Below are 18,021 nucleotides of genomic sequence, written 5' to 3' on the forward strand. Positions count from 1 at the left end.
GGAGTCGCGGCCGCACCGGGTGGGGGTTGCGGTGCGGCCGCGGGCCTACGGGGCGTTCGGATCGTTGACGGCGAGCGGGGTCACCGAAAGGTCCCGGATGCCGATCGCCCCGCCCGACGCCTCCGCGGTGACGCCGGAGCGGGCATCGGCGTACGCCGCCGAGGTCAGCGAGGCGCGGCCGTCGCCGGCGAACACCTCCACCGACGAGGCGTCGACGAGGATGTCGAGGACCAGCGAGCCGTCGGCATCCACCGGGGCGGTGCGGATCTCGCGGTAGGTCTCGGGCATGGCATCCGCCACCGCATCCTGTCGTCGATCGAGGAAGATCACCCCCGCCTCGGAGTCGTACCCGACGGTCACTTCGGCATCGGCGGAGCCGAATCGCAGGCGGAGTTCGCCACCGTCCGTCGCGTCGACCTGGGCCCGCAGGCGATAGGCGCCGGTGCGCGGTTGCGCGGGCAGGTCGACGATCTCGCCGGGGGCGACCGTGAAGGCCGGTGCTGTCGCGGGCTCCCCCTGGCGCGCATCGAGGGCGGCGACGGGCTGCGACAGCAGGCTGAGGCGCCCGTCGATCTCGCGCAGGACGATCTCGCGGGTGGTCGAGAGCGATCCGCCCTGCCAGCTCCCCCCGGGGAGATCCCGGGCGTACGCCCAATTGTTGATCCAGCCGAGTGCGAAGCGGCGCTCCAGCCGGCCCTCATCACCGTCGCGCGGGTCGTCCCACGTCACGGCGGCGTAGAAGTCGGCGCCCCCGTCGAGCCACTGCGGCTCGTCGGCGTCGGCGGTGAAGCCTTCCCCGTCCCACGCTCCCGTCCAGTAAGCGAAGCCCGTCGACCCGCCCTCTCGGGAGGCATCCGCGCTCACGCCCAGCACCCACGTGCGCCGCCCCGAGTCGGGGTCGACCATCTCGAACAGGTCGGGGCATTCGAGCAGACCGTACTCGGTGCGCACGAAGTCGGAGACGTAGGTCCACTCGCGGAGGTTGGGCGAGGTGTAGAACCCCAGGCGCTCCCCCTCGGCGAGCACCATCACCCACTGTTCTCGCGCGTCGTCCCACACGATCTTCGGATCGCGCCAGTCGGTCGTGCCGGGATTATCCATGACCGGGTTCCCCTCGTAGTTCTGGAAGGTGACGCCGCCGTCGGTCGAGGAGAACAAGGACTGGCGCTGCACGCCGTCGTCCTGCTGGGTGGTCAGGGCGATGATCGCTCCCGCCCCGAACCCGGCCGTGTTGCGCTCGTCGACGACGGCGCTGCCGGTGAGGATGTCGCCCAGACCGTTGCGGTACTTCTCGATCGCGACACCGCGGTTCTTCCACGTGACCATGTCGGTGGAGGTGGCCAGGTGCCACTCGGTGCCGTTCCCCTCGGGGTAATCGGCGTTGTAGAGGTAGTAAAGGCGCCACTCGCCGTCGACGAAGACGGGGCGCTGGGGATCGTTGATCCAGTGCTGCTCCGGGGTCAGGTGGAACGTCGGGCGGAACCTCTCCCACCCCTCGGGGGTGGCGAAGGCATCCGGCGTCTGCGTGGGCGTGGGCGTCGGCTGCGGCGTCGGCTCCTCGGTGCGCGGCAACAGCACGATCACGAGGACCACCGCGACCACGACCGCGACGATCGACGCGATCAGGATGCCGACGCGGCGACCGCGCGCGCGGGTGTCGATACCCCTCATGCGCGCCTCCGTCCCCGTCGTCGGTGGACCGCCGTCGCGGCACCGGCCAGCAGCAGTACCGCGCCGATGCCGAGGGGCAGCGCGGCATCCGTTCCGGTCTCCGCCAGGCGGTCCGGAAGGGCCGGATGGGGCTTCGGCGTCTCGACGACCGGGGGAACCGTGGGGGTCGGCGAGGGTGACGGCGCGACCGTCAGCCGGGGCTCGAACCAGAGCGTGCGGGTCGCCTGTCCGGGGAGCGAGCGCTCCGCGCTGAAGTCCGCGGCGTTCGACACCTCGGTCGAGGCGACGTCGAGGATCGTCTCCAGGGTGATCTCGACGATCTCGGCGCCCACGGGCTCGACTCGCACGCTCACCTCGGAGTCCCCGCAGGCGATGGTCACGCGTTCGGCGGCGACCTCGACGGGGTTCACCAGGTACCCCGTCACCGGATCCGTCTCGCCCGCCGCGCGGACGCGGATCCCCGCCGCGCAGTCGACGCGCTGGCCGGGTCCCGGGCGGTCGACGACGTCGAGCGCGTCCCAGGGCCCCGACGGCGATTCGAGCACCCAGCGGGCGCGCGTCTCGGTCTCATCGGTCCAGGCGCCGTACTTGTTGCCCCGCGAACGGTCGGGGGCGCCGTAGAACGGGCCGGGCTCCTCACCGGGGCGGAGGGTCGCATCGGCAGTGGACGTCGAGGTCTCGATCGTCGGGGGCGATTGATCGAGCTCGGAGCGCACCACCACCTCGCCGCGCCGGTGGGCGGGGTCTGCGGCGGCCTCGTTCAACTCGATCGCAGCGAGTCCGGCGCCGTCGAGGCGCACGACGCCGATGGACACTCCGGTCGAGGCGATCCAGTCGGCTCCCGCCACAGCCCCCGCGTGCTCGGGCAGCGACAGCGTGACCACGTCACCGGGCGCCGCATCGGAGGGCAGTTCCCACCGCACGTCCGAGACCGTCTCGGCGCCGTCGCGCGTCACCGTCACATCGGCCGGAAGCGGCGCGACCGTGAGAGCGTTGGCGGGGGCGGCGATCAGTGTCGAGCCGAGGATGACGCCGCCGGAGACGGCGAGCGAGCGGGCGAGGAGACGGGAGCCGACGCGGATCACTGCTCGCTCACCTCACGGGCGGTCCGGCGACGACGCGAGATGACGAGGGCCGCGGCCCCTGCGCCGACCGCGGCTACCGCCAGGCCCACGCCGGTGACCAGCGACGCCGAGTCCACACCGGTCACGGCCAGCGGCGAGCCGGGTCGGGTGGTGCCGCCCGCGGCGGGTCCGTTCACCGACGCGGGGACGGGGACGGACGTCGCGGAGGGGCTCGCCGCGGGCTGCGCCTCGGTGGGCGAGGGCGAGGGCTGCACGGGCCCGGGCACCGAGGTGATGCCGTTCGCGGCGAGCAGCAGCGTCGAGTCGAGCTGTCCGTCGACCGTATCGGCGACCGCGGCGACCACCTCGACCGGCTGGCCGGGGGTGACGGCGGCGGTGCACGTCAGCGCGACGGAGTAGCCGTTCATCTCGGTGTCGGCCTCGCCCGGCGCGCCGTCGGCCGTCAGGTTGGAGACGTACGACTGCGGGCGCGTGTCGGCGTTGATGCTGGTGACGCCCACCGGCACGTCGCCGAGGGTCGAGCACAGGCGCCCGCCGACGTACACGCCGAATGCGTCCGTGTAGTCGCGCTCCGCCCAGCCCGCGTACTCCTCGCTACCGATGTGATAAACGATTGCCAGCTTGTCGCCCTCAGGCACGACGGTGAGGCGCAGTTCCGCCGCGTCGTACGTGGTGGCGGCGAACGACGATTCCAGCAGCGCCGAGCCCGGCCCACCCAGGTCGCCCGTGGTCGTGAGCTTGGTGTTGGGGCCGACCAGCGACGACGACGTGAAGTCGACGTCGCCCGCGGCGGCGGGGTTGGCCGCGCGCAGCGAACCGGTGCTCAGTGCCACACCGGTGAACGCACCGGAGGGGAGGCCGAGGTCGAGAGAGTCGACGGTTCCGGCTTGCACGGCGCGACCGAGCGAGAGCGCGGCGGACGGGAGCGAGACATGCTCTCCGACCAGGTAATTCGCCGCGGCTGCGGCATCCTGGCCCTCGAGGGTTACGACCGTGGCGGCGGCCTGCGCGGGAGCCGCGGCCAGCAGGACGATCGCGGCCGACGACGCGGCGGCGGCCGCCACCGCGAAGGGGATGCGCCGCGCAGGAGACCTGCGGGCGGTGGGGACGAGCTGGGTCATGACACTCCTGTGGATTACGGATGGGCGCGACGAGTGCGGGTCTTTCCGACCGGATTCACGTCGTCGCGAAGAGGGTGGCTGGTGCGGGCTCAGATGACCGCGAGAGGAGGGATGCCACGAAGTACGCCATGCGGCGACTCGAGGTCGAGAGTGCCAGAGATTCTGGGCGAACACAAATTATGTTAATCGTTTGACAGAAACGAGGCATGCTCCTACGCTGAGCGACGAGGAGAAGGATCCACGTCTTGCGAACGAGAAAGCAGAACGACGTGACCACCACGCACAACCGAGCGGGGCGCACGCGCCACCGGCTCGCGGCGATCGCCGCTGTGATCGCCACCACCGCCGCTCTGGCGGCGGGCGCCCCCGCCCATGCGCAGCCCGCACCGGAAGCCGTATCGGGCTTCCCCGCGCCGACCGAACACACCCAGAAGGCCTACGACCCCGAGGCCGACTTCACCGCCAAGTGGACCCGCGCCGATGCGCGCCAGCTCCAGGCCATGAGCGATCCCGCAGCCGCATCGCGAGAGAACTCCATGCCCGAGGAGTACACGATGCCGACGGTGCCGCAGGACTTCCCCGACATGAGCAACGAGGAGGTGTGGGTCTGGGACAGCTGGACCCTCACCGACGGCACCTCCGCCCAGCCCAGCTTCAAAGGCTGGGAGGTCGTCTTCTCGCTCGTCGCCGACCGCAAGCTCGGCTTCGACGACCGACACACCTACGCCAAGCTCGGCTACTTCTTCCGCAAAGCCGACGTCGCCGAGCGTCCCGAGGACGGCGGCTGGACCTACGGCGGATTGGTCTTCCCCGACGGCGCGTCCGGCGCGATCTTCGAGGACCAGTCCTTCAGCCACCAGACGGAGTGGTCGGGCTCGACGCGCATCTTCGACGGCAATAAGCTGCGCATCTTCTACACCGCGGTGGCCTTCTACCGCAACGACGACGGATCCAACCGCAAGCCGTACGACCCGCGCCTGGTCCAGAGCGAGGGGCGTCTGTTCGCCGATGAGAACGGCGTCTGGATGACCGGTTTCCGCGACCAGCACGACATGCTGCAGGCCGATGGCGAGTACTACCAGACCGGCGCGCAGAACGAGTTCTTCAACTTCCGCGACCCGTTCACCTTCGAAGACCCCGCGCACCCCGGCAAGACCTACATGGTGTTCGAGGGCAACTCGGCCTTCGCCCGCGGCGAGCGCGCGTGCACCGAGGAAGACATGGGCTACGCCCCCGGCGACCCGCACGCCGAGACCGCCGATGAGGCCATGGACAAGGGTGCGCACTTCCAGATGGCGAACGTCGGCCTCGCTGTCGCCGAGAACGCCGCCCTCACCGAGTGGCGCTTCCTGCCGCCGATCCTGTCGGCCAACTGCGTGAACGATCAGACCGAGCGTCCGCAGATCTACATCAAGGACGGCAAGTACTACCTCTTCACCATCACCCACCGCGGCACGTACGCGGCCGGCATCGACGGCCCCGAGGGCGTCTACGGCTTCGTGGGAGATGGCATCCGCAGCGACTTCCAGCCCGTGAACCGCGGCTCGGGACTCGCGCTCGGAAGTCCCGCCAACCTGAACTTCCCCGCGGGCACCCCCTTCGCCCCGAACCCCGATCAGCACCCGGGGCAGTTCCAGGCATACTCCCACTACGTCATGCCCGACGGCCTCGTGCAGTCGTTCATCGACACGATCGGTACGAGCGACGACTTCGTCCGCGGCGGCACCCTCGCCCCGACGGTGCGCCTCGACATCGAGGGCGATGCCGTCACGGTCGATCGCTCGTACGGCACCAATGGGCTCGGCGAGTGGGCCGACATCCCCTCGGGCTACGCGCACGAGATCGCCGGCACGTCCGACCCGCGGCCGATCGGCTGACCCCCCGCCCCTGAACGGGGCGCCCCACCCCGGGAGATGAGGCACCCCACCTCGCAAACGGGGCACCCCACCCCGGGAGCGGGGCCCCGCTACGGCGGGGCCCCGTTTCGGCGTTTCCGGACCGGGGCGGATGCGAGCGCGTCAGCGCGAGGGGCCCGGACGCGTACGCTGGCTTCCACCACCCCTGGGGAGGAGTGGCGAGGGGTCCGGGTGCCGATGGATGCCATGTCGATGGCGGACGCGATCCTCCGTGCGCTCGGCGGCACCGAGAACGTGGTCGCCGCGACGCACTGCGCCACGCGCCTGCGGGTCAACCCCCGGGAGCTCTCGAGGGTGGACACCGCAGCACTCGACGCCGTTCCCGGCGTGCTGGCCGCGCAGGTGGTCGGCGAACAGGTGCAGATCGTGGTCGGCCCGGGGCACGTCGACGACCTCGCGGATGCGGTGGCTCGTCGGCTCGCACCGCCGGCGGCGGCCTCCGTTCGCCCCCTTCCGACGCGGGCGATCAGCGTGCTCGTCGACGTCTTCACACCGTTGCTGCCTGCATTCGTCGCGGGCGGACTGCTCACCGCGCTCCACAACGTCCTCGCCGGCCCCGGGGCCTTCGGCGACCTCGCGGTGGTGGATGCCGTGCCGTGGCTGCGCGGACCGGTGGCCCTGGTGGGTCTGCTGGGCGCGGCCGTCTTCGCGCTGCTGCCCGTCCTCCTGGGCTTCTCCGCCGCGGGGCGTTTCGGCGGCAGCCCGTATCTCGGGGCGGCGATGGGGGCAGCCCTCGTGGCCGCCCCCGGTCTCGCGGCCGACTCCGCCCTGCCCGCCATCCACCTCACCCCGGACACGGGGTGGGTGATCGCGGGAGTCGACGTGCTCGCCATCGACTACCAGGGCACGGTCCTGCCGATCATCGCGATCTGCTTCGTGCTGGCGCGCCTCGAACGGTTCTTCGGCCGCCGACTGCGCGGCTCGGCGCGCCTGCTGCTCGTCCCCCTGTTGACCCTCCTGACGACGGGCCTGCTCGCCTTCCTGGTCCTGGGGCCGGCGTTGCGCTTCACCGCGGACGCCGCCGCGGTCGGCCTGGAATGGCTGTACAGCAGCGCCGGACTGCTCGGCGGCACCGTCGTGGGCGCGGTGTACTCCCCGCTGGTCGTGACCGGACTGCACCAGGGGCTCATCGCCATCGAGCTGGGGCTGCTGTCGACCGGCGGCTCGTTCATCTTCCCCGTGCCGCCGCCGCCAACGTCGCCCAGGCCGCGGCCACGCTCGCCGTGTGGGTGTCGGCGCGCCGGGGCTCCCGATTGCGGGCGCTGGCCGCCACCGCGACCGCTCCGGCCGCACTCGGCATCGCCGAACCGGCGATGTTCGGCGTGACCCTGCGCCTCCGGGTCCCCTTCGCCATCGCGGTGGGGGCGACGGCGGTCTCCGCGACCCTGCTCGCGGCCTTCCGCGTGGAGGCGGTGACCCTGGGGGCGGCGGGTGTCTTCGGCTTCCTCTCGATCGCTCCCGGTCAGGTGGGGCCGTTCCTGCTGTGCCTCGGCGTCTCGATCGCGCTGTCGTTCATCGGCACGCTGTCGTGGGCGCGATGGCGGCGACGACGCGGGCGCCCTCTCGATGGGGACGGGGGCGCCGAGCCGCGCGACGATTCCGTCGTGCGCTCCCCCGTGTCGGGCACCCGGGTCGAGGTGTCGACCCTCGGCGACCCGGCCTTCGCCGGGAGCGCACTGGGCCCGACCTCGGCGGTCGCCCCCGCCTCCGGTCTCGTCTCCTCCCCCGCGGAGGGAACGGTGAGCGCGATCGCCGCGGCCTCCCACGCGTATGGCGTCACCACCGACGACGGCACGGAGCTGCTCGTGCACGTGGGCATCGACACGGTGCGACTGGGCGGTCGAGGGTTCCGCCCGCTCGTGCGCGTCGGCGACCGGGTGTCGCCCGGTGACGCGCTCGTGCACGTCGACCTCGCCGCCGTCACGGCTGCGGGGTTGGATCCGGTGGTGCTCACGATCGTCACGAACGCCGACGAACGCGCGTTCAGCGCCGTCGACGGGTCCGTCGACGTGACCGCGGGGACGCCCGTGCTGCGCCGGAAGACATCCGCGAACGAAATCTGATTAACCGCTTGACCATCGCTCAGAGAGCTTGCTAGCGTCTGCGTAACCGATTAACCACACGGGTTTCATCGGTGCTGTGAGTCTCGACGAGGAGTCATCCGATGTACGAACGAGGGTTCTTCCGCCCGCCCCAGGCCTGGGTCGGCGACGTCATCCCGTGGCAGGAGGACGGCCGCTTCCACCTGTTCTACCTGCACGAGTCGCGCCGGACGCCGAAGATCGGGATGCCGTGGCACCGCGTCGTCACCGACGACCTCGTCACGTTCACCGAGACGGGTACAGCGCTGGCCTCGGGCGGTCCGGATGCCGACGACTTCAACGTCTACACCGGCAGCGTCGTCGTGGCCGACGGAGTCCATCACCTCTTCTACACCGGGCAGAACCCCGACCGCCGCGGCGCCGACGGACTGCCGTTGCAGCTGGTTCTGCACGCGACCAGCACCGACGGCATGCGCACCTGGCAGCGTCACCCCGCGCACACGTTCGGCGCGACCGCGGGCTACGAGACGGCCGACTGGCGCGATCCCTTCGTCTTCCGCGACGAGGCCGCGGGTCTCTGGCGCATGCTCATCACCGCCCGCCACGCCGACGGACCGGAGCGCCGCCGCGGTGTCATCGCGCAATGCGTCTCGCACGACCTCCGCACGTGGGAACCCGCGGAGGCGTTCTGGGACCCGCGGCGTTATATCGCGCACGAGTGCCCCGAGGTGTTCGAGTGGAACGGCTGGTGGTACCTGGTCTACTCCGAGTTCAGCGAGTCGTTCACCACCCGGTACCGCGTCTCGCGCAGCCTCCACGGCCCCTGGACGGTCCCCGCCGACGACAGCCTCGACGGCCGCGCGTATTACGCGGCGAAGTCCGCCGCCCGGGGAGACCGTCGCTTCTTCTTCGGCTGGATCGCCTCGCGCGAGGGCGGCGTCGACGACGGCGCCTGGCAGTGGGCGGGCACCCTCTCGGTGCTGGAGGCCGAGCAGAACCCCGACGGCACGCTGCGGTTCCACCCCCCGGTCGAACTCGCCGAGAGCTTCGATCGGGGCGTTGCCGCCGTGGCATCCGGAGCCGTCCTGTCGGCTCCCGACGGCTATGCCGACCTCGTCGTCGCCGAGACCGCCCCGGCGACCTTCCGCGTCGACGCGGTGTTCGACATCGCCGCGGAGACGACCGAGTTCGGCCTCCTGCTGCGCGCGAGCGACGACGGCGACGAGGGCTACGTCCTGCGTGTGGAGCCGCGTCGGAACCGGTTGGTCTTCGACCGCTGGCCGCGTCTTCGTACCGGCGGTGAGCAATGGCAGGTCTCGGGCGACGTGCCCTTCGCGGTCGAGCTCGAGCGCGCCGTCACGCTCGAAGCCGGACCGCACCGGCTCGAGGTGGTCGTCGACGGCGACCTGTGCGTCGCCACCGTCGACGGGGCCGTCACCCTGAGCACCCGCCTCTACGACCGCACGACCGGCGGAATCCGCGCGTTCGTCGGCGAGGGCGAGGTCAGCGTCGTCGCTCTCGAGGTATCCACCCGCGAAACCGACGGCGGCGCCTCCACGGCCCGGCACGACGACCTGCTCGTCACCTCTTCTTCCTGACTCCACCCGCACCCGAACCACACATCAACGGAGATTCACATGGTCCACCACGCACGCACGGCATCCTGGGTCGCCCTGGCCGCCGCCACCGCCCTCGTCCTCTCCGGCTGCGCCGGCACCGGCGGCGGCGGCGGTGACCCCACGAACGTCAACCCCGAGGGGGAGGTGAAGCCCCGCGAGATCTCGTGGTTGCTCTCGCGCCCCGCCGACGGCGGCGTCATCACCGCGATGCAGAAGATCGCCGACGAGTACGCGGCCAGCCATCCCGGCTTCGCGCTCAACCTCATCACCACGCCCGATCGACCGAGCTACATCCAGAAGTACGAGACGCTCGCCGCGGCGAACAAGCTGCCCGAGCTCTTCGACACGGATGCCACCCCCTTCGCGCAGAAGCTCGCGGGCCAGGGGCGCATGGTCGACGTCGACCTGCTGCTCGAGGATCTGGGCCTGGCCGACGACTACCGCGAGGCGGCGTTGAACTACCAACGCTTCGACGACGGCTCGCTCTACATGGTGCCGTTCGAGTTCCAGCTGGAGTTCTTCTGGTACAACCGCGACCTGCTGGCCCAGGCCGGCGTCGAGGTGCCCGCGACGCTCGACGACTTCGCGCCGATGTGCGAGGCGCTGCGCGCGCAGGGCATCACCCCCATCGCCCTCGACGGCGCCGACGGCTGGCCGCTCGAGCGCTACATGGCGTACTACCCCTTCCGTCAGGCCGGCCCCGAGTACGTGCAGAAGCTCAAGACCGGCGAAGCGAAGTTCTCCGACGCCCCCGGGCGTGCCGCCGCCGACTGGCTGTACGGCCTCGGGCAGGCGGGGTGCTTCCAGGAGGGCTTCTCCTCCACCGGCTATGCCGACGCGCAGGCGCAGTTCACCTCGGGCAAGGCCGCTGTCTACAACATCGGCACGTGGGAGCTCGGCAACCTCGCCACCGACACGCTCGACGCGGGCGTCCGCGACAGCGTCGACTACTTCACTCTCCCCACGCTCCCCGGCGCCGTCACCGCCGACGACGAGTACGTCACCCCGTCGGGCATCGGCATGGCCGTCAACTCCGCCACCTTCGACCCGCTCGTGCGCGACTTCCTCGCCTTCGCCCTCGAGCGCTACCCCGCCGAGGTCGCCGCCTCCGGCGCCCTCTCGCCGACCACCGGCGTCGAGACCGAGATCCCGGCGGCCGCCACCCCGCTGTACAGCCGGGCGATCGCCCAGGCGGGCGAGGTCGGCGAGAAGATCGCCATGCCGTGGGACACGCAGCTCGACCCCGCCACCAACACCCGCCTCCAGCAGGAGCTGACCCTGCTCGTCCAGGGCGACATCACGCCCGACGAGTTCGTGAGCACCATGGATGCCGCCCTCACGGAGAACGTCGGTGGCTGACACGCTCGCCCCGCGCCGGCCCCGGGTGACCGGGGCCGGCCGGCCCACCCCACGCCGCGCGCCGATGCGCACCTCGATGCTTCCGCGCCGCTCCGGTCTGGCCGTGGCGGTCTTCCTCGTCCCGCCGCTGCTGCTCTACAGCGCGGCCGTGCTGCTGCCCATCGGTCAGTCGCTCGTGCTGAGCCTGTTCGAGTGGGACGGCATCACCGACCTGCAGTTCGTCGGGCTCGACAACTACGTCAAGATGTTCACCCGCGACGACGTCTTCTGGACGGCGTTCGGCAACGCGCTCGGATACCTCGCCATCTGCCTCGTTCTGCAACTCGGCGGTGCACTCGCGGTGGCGGGGCTGCTGACGGCCCTCCCCCGGGCCCGTGAGCTGGTCAAGACCCTCTACCTGCTGCCCGCGGTGATCTCCACCGTCGCCATCGCCTTCCTCTTCCTGCGCGTGTACTCGCTGGAGCCGGTCGGCCTGCTCAACCAGCTGCTGTCGTGGGTGGGTCTCGAGGGCCTGCAGACGGCGTGGCTGTCGAACGTGCAGACCGTGCTGGCGGCCGTGTCGATCCCCGAGGGATGGCGCTTCACGGGCCTGTACATGCTCATCATCTACGCGGCCCTGATCGCCGTCCCCAAGGAGCTCGAAGAAGCCGCCCGCCTGGACGGCGCCTCGTGGTGGCAGACGTTCTGGCGCATCCGCTTCCCCTACATCCGCCCCGTCTGGATCACCACGACCGTCATGGCGACGACCTTCGCCCTCCGCGGTTTCGACATCCCCTACCTGCTGACCAACGGCGGCCCCGGACAAGCGTCCGAGCTTCTGACCACCTACATGTACAAGACGGCCTTCGTCCACACCGACTACGGCTACGCCAGTGCGATCTCGGTCTTCATCGTCGTGGAGTGCCTCGTCGCCGTCGGCCTCATCTTCCTGCTGTTGCGTCGGAAGGACGCGTGATGAGCATCACCCTCACCCCCGCCCCCGTGGCATCCGCCCCCCGGGCTCCCGAGCCCGACACCCGCCGGGTCCACCGCCCGCCGCGCCTTCGTGTGCAGCGCACCCTGCTGACCGTCACCGTCGTGCTGATCGTGATCGTGCAGGTGTACCCCCTGCTGTGGCTGTTCCTCACGAGTTTCCGCAGCGCCGCGGACTTCGCCGGCGGCGACCCGTTCGCCCTGCCGCGGGAGTGGACACTCGACAACTACGCCCGTGCCTTCGGCACCGGCAACCTGCTGCTGAACATCGGCAACTCCCTCATCGTCACGCTGGGGGCGAGCCTGCTCATCGTGGTCGCCGGCATGATGGCGGCCTACGCGCTGCAGGTGCTCGGTTTCCGCCTGAGCGGGTTCGTGCGGGCGCTGTTCCTGCTGGGCATCATCGTGCCGGTCCAGATCGCGCTCGTGCCGCTGTTCATCGACTACTCGCAGGTGGGGCTGCTCGACACCCACCTGTCGATGATCCTGCCCTTGGCGGCGTTCTCGCTGCCGATGGGCGTGTATCTGTTCTCGTCGTTCTACGAGTACATCCCCCGGGAGCTGTACGAAGCCGCCTCCCTCGACGGAGCAGGTCCGTACCGCATCTTCCTGCAGATCACGGCGCCCCTGTCGGTCAACACGATCATCACGGTCGTTCTCGTCAACAGCATCTTCATCTGGAACGACTTCATCTTCGCGAACACCTTCGTGCTGTCCGACGGACTGAAGACCATCCCTCTGGGCCTGCAAAACTACATCGGAGCGATGGGCAACACCGATTGGACGGCGACGTTCGCCGCGGTGTGCGTCACGGTGACGCCACTGCTGCTGGTGTTCCTCGTGCTCAACAAAGCGATGATCGCGGGCCTGGAGAGCGGAGCCACCAAGGGATGAACGCGAGGACCCCCTCATGACCACGACCATGCGCGATGTCGCCAAGGCCGCCGGCGTCTCGGTCGCGACCGTGTCGCACGTCGTCAACGACAAGCCCGGCGCCCGGATCGGCGACGACGCCCGTCGCCGCGTGCAGGAGGCGATCGTGGCGCTCGGGTACCGCCCGAACGCCCTGGCCAAGACGCTGTCGGAGGGCAGCTCGCGCTTCATCGGGCTAGTGGCGGATGCCATCGCCACCACGCCCTTCGCCGGTCAGATCATCCACGGCGCCCAGGACGAGGCGTGGCGTCACGGCTTCGTGCTGCTCGTGGCCAACACCGAGGGCAACGCCGCCGCGGAGAACGACGCGATCGCGATGATGCTGGAGCACCAGGTGCGCGGCATTCTGTACTCCACCTGGTACCACCGCGAGATCGAGGTTCCGCCGCCGCTGCAGCACACCGAAACGGTGCTGGTGAACTGTTTCGCGGGCGACGACTCGTTCGCCGCGGTGGTCCCCGACGAAGAGCAGGGCGGGCGCACCGCGACCGAGCAGCTGCTGGCCGCGGGGCATCGCCGCATCGCGTTCGTGAACACCACCTCGCCCTCGCCGGCGCGCAGCGGCCGACTCGCCGGGTATCGCTCGGCGCTGGAGGCGGCGGGCATCGCCGGCGATGACGCGCTGGTGTTCGAGGCCGCGCCCCAGCAGGAGGGCGGCTACGACGCCGCCGCCGCCGTCATCGCCTCGGGCGCGACGGCGGTGTTCTGCCACAACGACCGCGTTGCGATGGGACTGTACGACGGCCTGCGCGAGCGCGGACTGCGCATCCCCGACGACGTCGCCGTCATCGGCTTCGACAACCAGGACGTCATCGCCGCGCACCTCCGGCCGCCGTTGTCGACCGTCGCTCTCCCCCACTACGAGCTGGGCGCCGCGGGAGTGCGCACGCTTCTCGGCCTCGAATCCCCCGCCACCGGCGCGCGGCAGCTGATCGCGTGCCCCTCCGTTCCCCGGGAGTCCGTATGAGCTTCCCCCGCCCGCGGTTCCACCTCACCCCCGCGCGCAACTGGATGAACGACCCCAACGGCCTGGTGTTCACCGGCGACCGGTGGCACGCGTTCTTCCAGTTCAACCCCGAGGGCAACGACTGGGGCAACATGAGCTGGGGCCACGCCTCCAGCCCCGACCTCCTGCACTGGGACGAGCATCCCGTGGCGCTTCACCACCGACCCGGCGAGCAGATCTATTCGGGCTCGATCGTGGCGGGCGACGACGGCACGCTCAGCGCGTTCTACACCAGCGCGTACGACCGCGGCATCCAGGCCACCTCGCGCGCGACCAGCGTCGACGGCGGAACGACCTGGACCATGGATGCCGCGAACCCGGTGATCGATCGTGGAAGCTCGGACTTCCGCGATCCCAAGGTGGTGCGCGTGCCCGACGGCGGCTGGCTCATGCTCGCCGTCGAAGCCGTCGAGCGCCGGGTGGTGTTCTACTCCTCCGACGACCTGTCGACCTGGCGCGAGACGGGGTCGTTCGGTCCGATCGGCCCCGAGGGAGTGGTCTGGGAGTGCCCCGACCTCGTGCGTCTGCCGGTGGAGGGCACCACCGAGCGCGTGTGGGTGCTGCTGCTGAGTACCAACCCGGTGGGCGACGACGCCGACCCGGCGGGTTCGGCGATGCACTACGTCGTGGGCGATCTCGCCGACGGTGTCTTCCACTGCCTCGACGGCGGTCTTCGCCCGCTCGACCTCGGCCGCGACTGCTATGCCGGGGTCACCTTCGACAGCGCCCCCGAGGGCTCCGCGGTGATGCTGGCGTGGATGGGCAACTGGCGCTACGCCCACGTCGTCCCGTCCTCGCCGTGGCGCGGGGCCATGTCGCTGCCCCGGACGCTGGGGCTGCGCCGCACCGGCGACGCGCTGCAGCTCGTCCAGCGCCCCGTGCTGCCTCGCTTCGACGTGCTCGACGCCTCCGCCCTCCGGATCGAGCCGCACGCCGTACTCGACGTGCGGTGGGATCCTGCCGCCGCGGGCACCGTACGCCTCCGGCTGGCGGGAGAGGGGGATGCCGCGGTCGACGTCGTGCACGACCCCGCCGCCCGCACGCTCTCCGTCTCGCGCACGGGTCGCACCGCCGACGCCCTGCACCCCGACTTCGCCGGTGTCCGCACCGCGCCGCTGGCGGACCCCGCCTCGGGCGGCCTCACGCTCGTGATCGACGGTCCACTGCTGGAGGTCTTCGCCGACGACGGCCTCACCGTGCTCTCGCACCTGGTCACCCTCGGCGCCGGTCCCGTCACGATCTCGGCGAGCGCCGCGACCTCCGTCGTCCCCACCGTGCAGGTCGGAACGGTGCGCGTCGACGCGCCCGCCGACACCGCGCAGGAAGGTCCCGCGGCTCCGGCGGCCGCCTGACCGACGTCTCCCTGAACCGCCGGCCCACCCGGCGGGCGCACCGTCGCGCCTGCCGATCACGAGGAAGTGAGTAGCACCATGCCGTTCGAGATCTCCCGACGCGCCCTCCTGCAGGGCGCCGGGGCCGGGGCCTTCGGTCTCGCCTTGGCCTCCGCCGCCGCACCGTCCGCCCATGCGGCCACGTCGCAGCGCGCGATGTTCCATATGACGCCCCCGACCGGATGGCTGTGCGACCCGCAGCGTCCGATCGTCTCGGGCGGGCAGTACCAGCTCTACTACCTGCACTCCGACGTCAACAACGGCGCGGGCGGGTGGGATCACGCCACCACCGACGGCGTGAGCTTCGCCCATCACGGCACGGTCATGCCGCTCACCGACGGCGTGCCGGTGTGGTCGGGATGCCTCGTCGTCGATGAGGCGAACACCGCCGGCTTCGGTGCGGGGACGGTCATCGCGCTCGCGACCCGTCCCACCGACGGCATCCGCAAGTACCAGGACCAGTACCTGTACTGGTCGACCGACGGCGGCTTCAGCTTCACCATGCTGCCCGACCCCGTGCTGGTCAACACCGACGGCCGCACCGCCCAGACCCCCGCCGAGATCGACAACGCCGAATGGTGCCGCGACCCCAAGGTGCACTGGGACGCCGTGCACGGCGAGTGGGTCATGGCCCTCGGTCGCGCCCGCTATGCCGGCTTCTACACCTCGCCGAACCTGCGGCAGTGGACCTGGCGCAGCAACTTCGACTACCCGAACCCGCAGCTCGGCGGGATCGAGTGCCCCGACCTGTTCGAGATGACCGCCGACGACGGCACCCGCCACTGGGTGCTGGGCGCCAGCATGGATGCCTACGGGGTGGGCCTTCCGATGACGTACGCGTACTGGATGGGCACGTGGAACGGCACGCGGTTCGTCGCCGACGACCTCACTCCCCAGTGGCTGGACTGGGGGTGGGACTGGTACGGCGCGGTGACGTGGCCGAGCATCGAGTCCCCCGACACGAAACGACTCGCGATCGGGTGGATGAACAACTGGAAGTATGCCGCCCGCGACGTGCCGACCGACGTGACCGACGGGTACAACGGCCAGAACTCGATCGTGCGCGAACTGCGGCTCGCGCGTCAGGGAGGCGGGTGGTACAGCCTGCTGAGTACCCCGATCGCCGCTCTCTCTTCCCGCGCCACCTCGACGGTCACGCTTCCCGATCGCACCGTGAACGGCGCAGCGGTGCTGCCCTGGACGGGGCGGGCCTACGAGCTCGAGCTCGACATCTCGTGGACGGATGCCGCCAACGTCGGCGTCTCGGTCGGTCGCTCCGCCGACGGCTCGCGTCACACCAACGTCGGCAAGTACGGCTCCGACCTCTACGTCGACCGCAGCCCCTCCGAGCGCAGCGGCTACGCTCTCTCGCCCTACACGCGGGCGGCGGCGCCGATCGACCCCGCTGCCCGGTCGGTGCATCTGCGCATCTTCGTCGACCGGCAGAGCGTCGAGGTCTTCGTCAACGCCGGGCACACGGTGCTGTCGCAGCAGGTGCACTTCCTCGACGGAGACACCGGCATCTCGCTGTACGCCGACGGAGGCGCGGCACTGTTCTCCCGCATCACGATCCGCGAGTTCGCGGTGCCGGTGTAGGGGAAAAGGGGGGTATCCGGGGGCGCGCTCCGCGCGTCCCCGGAATAGCACAGGAGCGGATGCGCCGTAGAGTGCCTGCTCACAGGACGGCATCCCGTAGAATCGGCGGGAGCAAGGGGAGTACTCCCACCGCGACGATCTCGTCAGTACGGTCCACGCCATCGTGAACCCGGGACGTCGGCCCATCTCGCCGGGTGGAGGAGACCTTGGTGTTCTGTCGTACACCGAATTCCCTTGGAGGCCGTCTTGGGCGTCACACCCCTTGTCTGGATCATCACCATCGCGGTCACGATCGCGTTCTTCGTCTTCGAGTTCTTCGCCCATGTGCGCAAGCCTCACGAGCCCACCGTCGGCGAGTCCGCCCGGTGGTCGGCGTTCTACATCGGCCTCGCCCTGCTGTTCGGCGTGGGCGTCGGCGTCGTCTCGGGCTGGACCTACGGCGGTGAGTACTTCGCCGGGTACCTGACCGAGAAGGCCCTGTCGATCGACAACCTCTTCGTGTTCCTGATCATCATGACCGGGTTCGCCGTGCCGAAGAAGTACCAGCAGAAGGTGCTGATGATCGGCATCGTCATCGCGCTCATCATGCGCGGTGCCTTCATCGCGGTGGGCGCGGCGCTGATCGAGAACTTCTCCTGGATCTTCTACATCTTCGGCGCCCTCCTGCTCTTCCTCGCCTACAAGCAGGCGTTCTCGCACGGTGACAGCGATCCCGCCAACGGCAAGTTCATGCAGTTCGTGCGACGCATCCTCCCCGTGAGCGAGGAGTACAACGAAGACAAGCTCACGGTCCGGAAGAACGGCAAGCGCTTCGTCACCCCGATGCTGCTGGTCATCATCGCCATCGGCTTCATCGACCTCGTCTTCGCCGTCGACTCGATCCCTGCCATCTACGGTCTGACGCAGGAGGCGTACATCGTCTTCACCGCGAACGCCTTCGCGCTGATGGGCCTGCGCCAGCTGTACTTCCTCATCGGTGGCCTGCTGGAGCGCTTGGTCTACCTCGCACAGGGTCTGGCCGTCATCCTCGCCTTCATCGGTGTGAAGCTCGTGCTGCACGCCATGCACGTCAACGAGCTCCCCTTCATCAACGGCGGCGAGCCGATGCTGTGGGCTCCGGAGATCCCGATCTGGTTCTCGTTGCTGTTCATCGCGGCCACCGTGGCGGTGGCGACGTGGCTGAGTCTTCGAAAGACCCGCAACGACCGCCAGGCGAAGCAGCGCGAGACCTTCGACGGCGAGAAGGTCATCCACGCTCCCGAGGACTGATCCCTCATCCAGCGGGCCCGTGGCGCACGCCACGCCCCTGA

The 18,021-nt window shown here is 70.3% G+C and carries 14 protein-coding genes; 11 read left to right on the forward strand and 3 right to left on the reverse strand.

Features of this window, described 5'->3' with window-relative positions; translation table 11 throughout:
- Positions 1-45: 45 nt before the first annotated feature.
- From FHS07_RS03480 to FHS07_RS03490, 3 genes are read right to left on the reverse strand one after another with little or no spacing between them, the layout of a single operon-like run.
- Positions 46-1,671, reverse strand: coding sequence for a glycoside hydrolase family 32 protein (locus tag FHS07_RS03480; RefSeq protein WP_183418501.1), 1,626 nt, complete (start codon positions 1,669-1,671; stop codon positions 46-48).
- On the reverse strand, positions 1,668-2,756 hold the full coding sequence (locus tag FHS07_RS03485) for a hypothetical protein (RefSeq protein WP_183418502.1): 1,089 nt from the start codon (positions 2,754-2,756) through the stop codon (positions 1,668-1,670). Before FHS07_RS03485 ends, FHS07_RS03480 begins: the two co-directional genes overlap by 4 nt.
- Complete coding sequence (locus FHS07_RS03490) at positions 2,753-3,877, reverse strand: choice-of-anchor L domain-containing protein (protein ID WP_183418503.1); 1,125 nt, start codon at positions 3,875-3,877, stop codon at positions 2,753-2,755. Before FHS07_RS03490 ends, FHS07_RS03485 begins: the two co-directional genes overlap by 4 nt.
- A 269-nt stretch (positions 3,878-4,146) precedes the next feature.
- On the opposite strand from FHS07_RS03490, the gene FHS07_RS03495 reads away from it, so the two are divergent.
- From FHS07_RS03495 to FHS07_RS03545, 11 genes are all read left to right on the forward strand, one after another.
- Entirely contained in the window at positions 4,147-5,754 is a 1,608-nt protein-coding gene (locus tag FHS07_RS03495) for a glycoside hydrolase family 68 protein (protein ID WP_343054591.1), read from the forward strand.
- A 216-nt stretch (positions 5,755-5,970) separates the two neighbouring features.
- Positions 5,971-7,119 carry a PTS transporter subunit EIIC gene (locus tag FHS07_RS03500; RefSeq protein WP_246383260.1) on the forward strand — a complete coding sequence of 383 codons (1,149 nt, stop codon included), beginning with the start codon at positions 5,971-5,973 and terminating at the stop codon, positions 7,117-7,119.
- Positions 7,023-7,856: a glucose PTS transporter subunit IIA gene (locus FHS07_RS03505; protein WP_425488140.1), complete on the forward strand. Its 834-nt coding sequence runs from the start codon at positions 7,023-7,025 to the stop codon at positions 7,854-7,856. Before FHS07_RS03500 ends, FHS07_RS03505 begins: the two co-directional genes overlap by 97 nt.
- Positions 7,857-7,957: 101 nt before the next feature.
- Positions 7,958-9,433 carry a glycoside hydrolase family 32 protein gene (locus tag FHS07_RS03510; RefSeq protein WP_183418505.1) on the forward strand — a complete coding sequence of 492 codons (1,476 nt, stop codon included), beginning with the start codon at positions 7,958-7,960 and terminating at the stop codon, positions 9,431-9,433.
- Positions 9,434-9,472: 39 nt separating this feature from the next.
- Complete coding sequence (locus FHS07_RS03515; protein ID WP_183418506.1) at positions 9,473-10,813, forward strand: ABC transporter substrate-binding protein; 1,341 nt, start codon at positions 9,473-9,475, stop codon at positions 10,811-10,813.
- A 76-nt stretch (positions 10,814-10,889) separates the two neighbouring features.
- Positions 10,890-11,768 (forward strand): carbohydrate ABC transporter permease, encoded by an 879-nt coding sequence (locus FHS07_RS03520; protein WP_183419387.1) that lies wholly within the window; start codon positions 10,890-10,892, stop codon positions 11,766-11,768.
- A complete protein-coding gene (locus FHS07_RS03525; protein ID WP_183418507.1) occupies positions 11,768-12,679 on the forward strand; it encodes a carbohydrate ABC transporter permease in 912 nt (303 codons plus the stop codon). Before FHS07_RS03520 ends, FHS07_RS03525 begins: the two co-directional genes overlap by 1 nt.
- Before the next feature lie 16 nt (positions 12,680-12,695).
- Positions 12,696-13,685: a LacI family DNA-binding transcriptional regulator gene (locus FHS07_RS03530; RefSeq protein ID WP_183418508.1), complete on the forward strand. Its 990-nt coding sequence runs from the start codon at positions 12,696-12,698 to the stop codon at positions 13,683-13,685.
- Positions 13,682-15,076: a glycoside hydrolase family 32 protein gene (locus tag FHS07_RS03535; RefSeq protein WP_183418509.1), complete on the forward strand. Its 1,395-nt coding sequence runs from the start codon at positions 13,682-13,684 to the stop codon at positions 15,074-15,076. Before FHS07_RS03530 ends, FHS07_RS03535 begins: the two co-directional genes overlap by 4 nt.
- Positions 15,077-15,154: 78 nt before the next feature.
- A complete protein-coding gene (locus FHS07_RS03540; RefSeq protein WP_183418510.1) occupies positions 15,155-16,711 on the forward strand; it encodes a glycoside hydrolase family 32 protein in 1,557 nt (518 codons plus the stop codon).
- A 246-nt stretch (positions 16,712-16,957) separates the two neighbouring features.
- Entirely contained in the window at positions 16,958-17,980 is a 1,023-nt protein-coding gene (locus tag FHS07_RS03545) for a TerC family protein (protein WP_183418511.1), read from the forward strand.
- Positions 17,981-18,021: the final 41 nt, after the last annotated feature.

Origin of the sequence: Microbacterium proteolyticum (genome assembly GCF_014192415.1) — a bacterium.
In the GTDB taxonomy this organism is placed as follows: domain Bacteria; phylum Actinomycetota; class Actinomycetes; order Actinomycetales; family Microbacteriaceae; genus Microbacterium; species Microbacterium proteolyticum.

Bases quoted from the DNA above. Each gene is read 5' to 3' on its own strand.
- FHS07_RS03525 (WP_183418507.1), top strand. From the start codon at position 11,768: ATGAGCATCACCCTCACCCCCGCCCCCGTGGCATCCGCCCCCCGGGCT.
- FHS07_RS03540 (WP_183418510.1), top strand. From the start codon at position 15,155: ATGCCGTTCGAGATCTCCCGACGCGCCCTCCTGCAGGGCGCCGGGGCC.
- FHS07_RS03515 (WP_183418506.1), top strand. From the start codon at position 9,473: ATGGTCCACCACGCACGCACGGCATCCTGGGTCGCCCTGGCCGCCGCC.
- FHS07_RS03535 (WP_183418509.1), top strand. From the start codon at position 13,682: ATGAGCTTCCCCCGCCCGCGGTTCCACCTCACCCCCGCGCGCAACTGG.
- FHS07_RS03510 (WP_183418505.1), top strand. From the start codon at position 7,958: ATGTACGAACGAGGGTTCTTCCGCCCGCCCCAGGCCTGGGTCGGCGAC.
- FHS07_RS03530 (WP_183418508.1), top strand. From the start codon at position 12,696: ATGACCACGACCATGCGCGATGTCGCCAAGGCCGCCGGCGTCTCGGTC.
- FHS07_RS03520 (WP_183419387.1), top strand. From the start codon at position 10,890: ATGCTTCCGCGCCGCTCCGGTCTGGCCGTGGCGGTCTTCCTCGTCCCG.
- FHS07_RS03490 (WP_183418503.1), bottom strand. From the start codon at position 3,877: ATGACCCAGCTCGTCCCCACCGCCCGCAGGTCTCCTGCGCGGCGCATC.
- FHS07_RS03480 (WP_183418501.1), bottom strand. From the start codon at position 1,671: ATGAGGGGTATCGACACCCGCGCGCGCGGTCGCCGCGTCGGCATCCTG.
- FHS07_RS03500 (WP_246383260.1), top strand. From the start codon at position 5,971: ATGGATGCCATGTCGATGGCGGACGCGATCCTCCGTGCGCTCGGCGGC.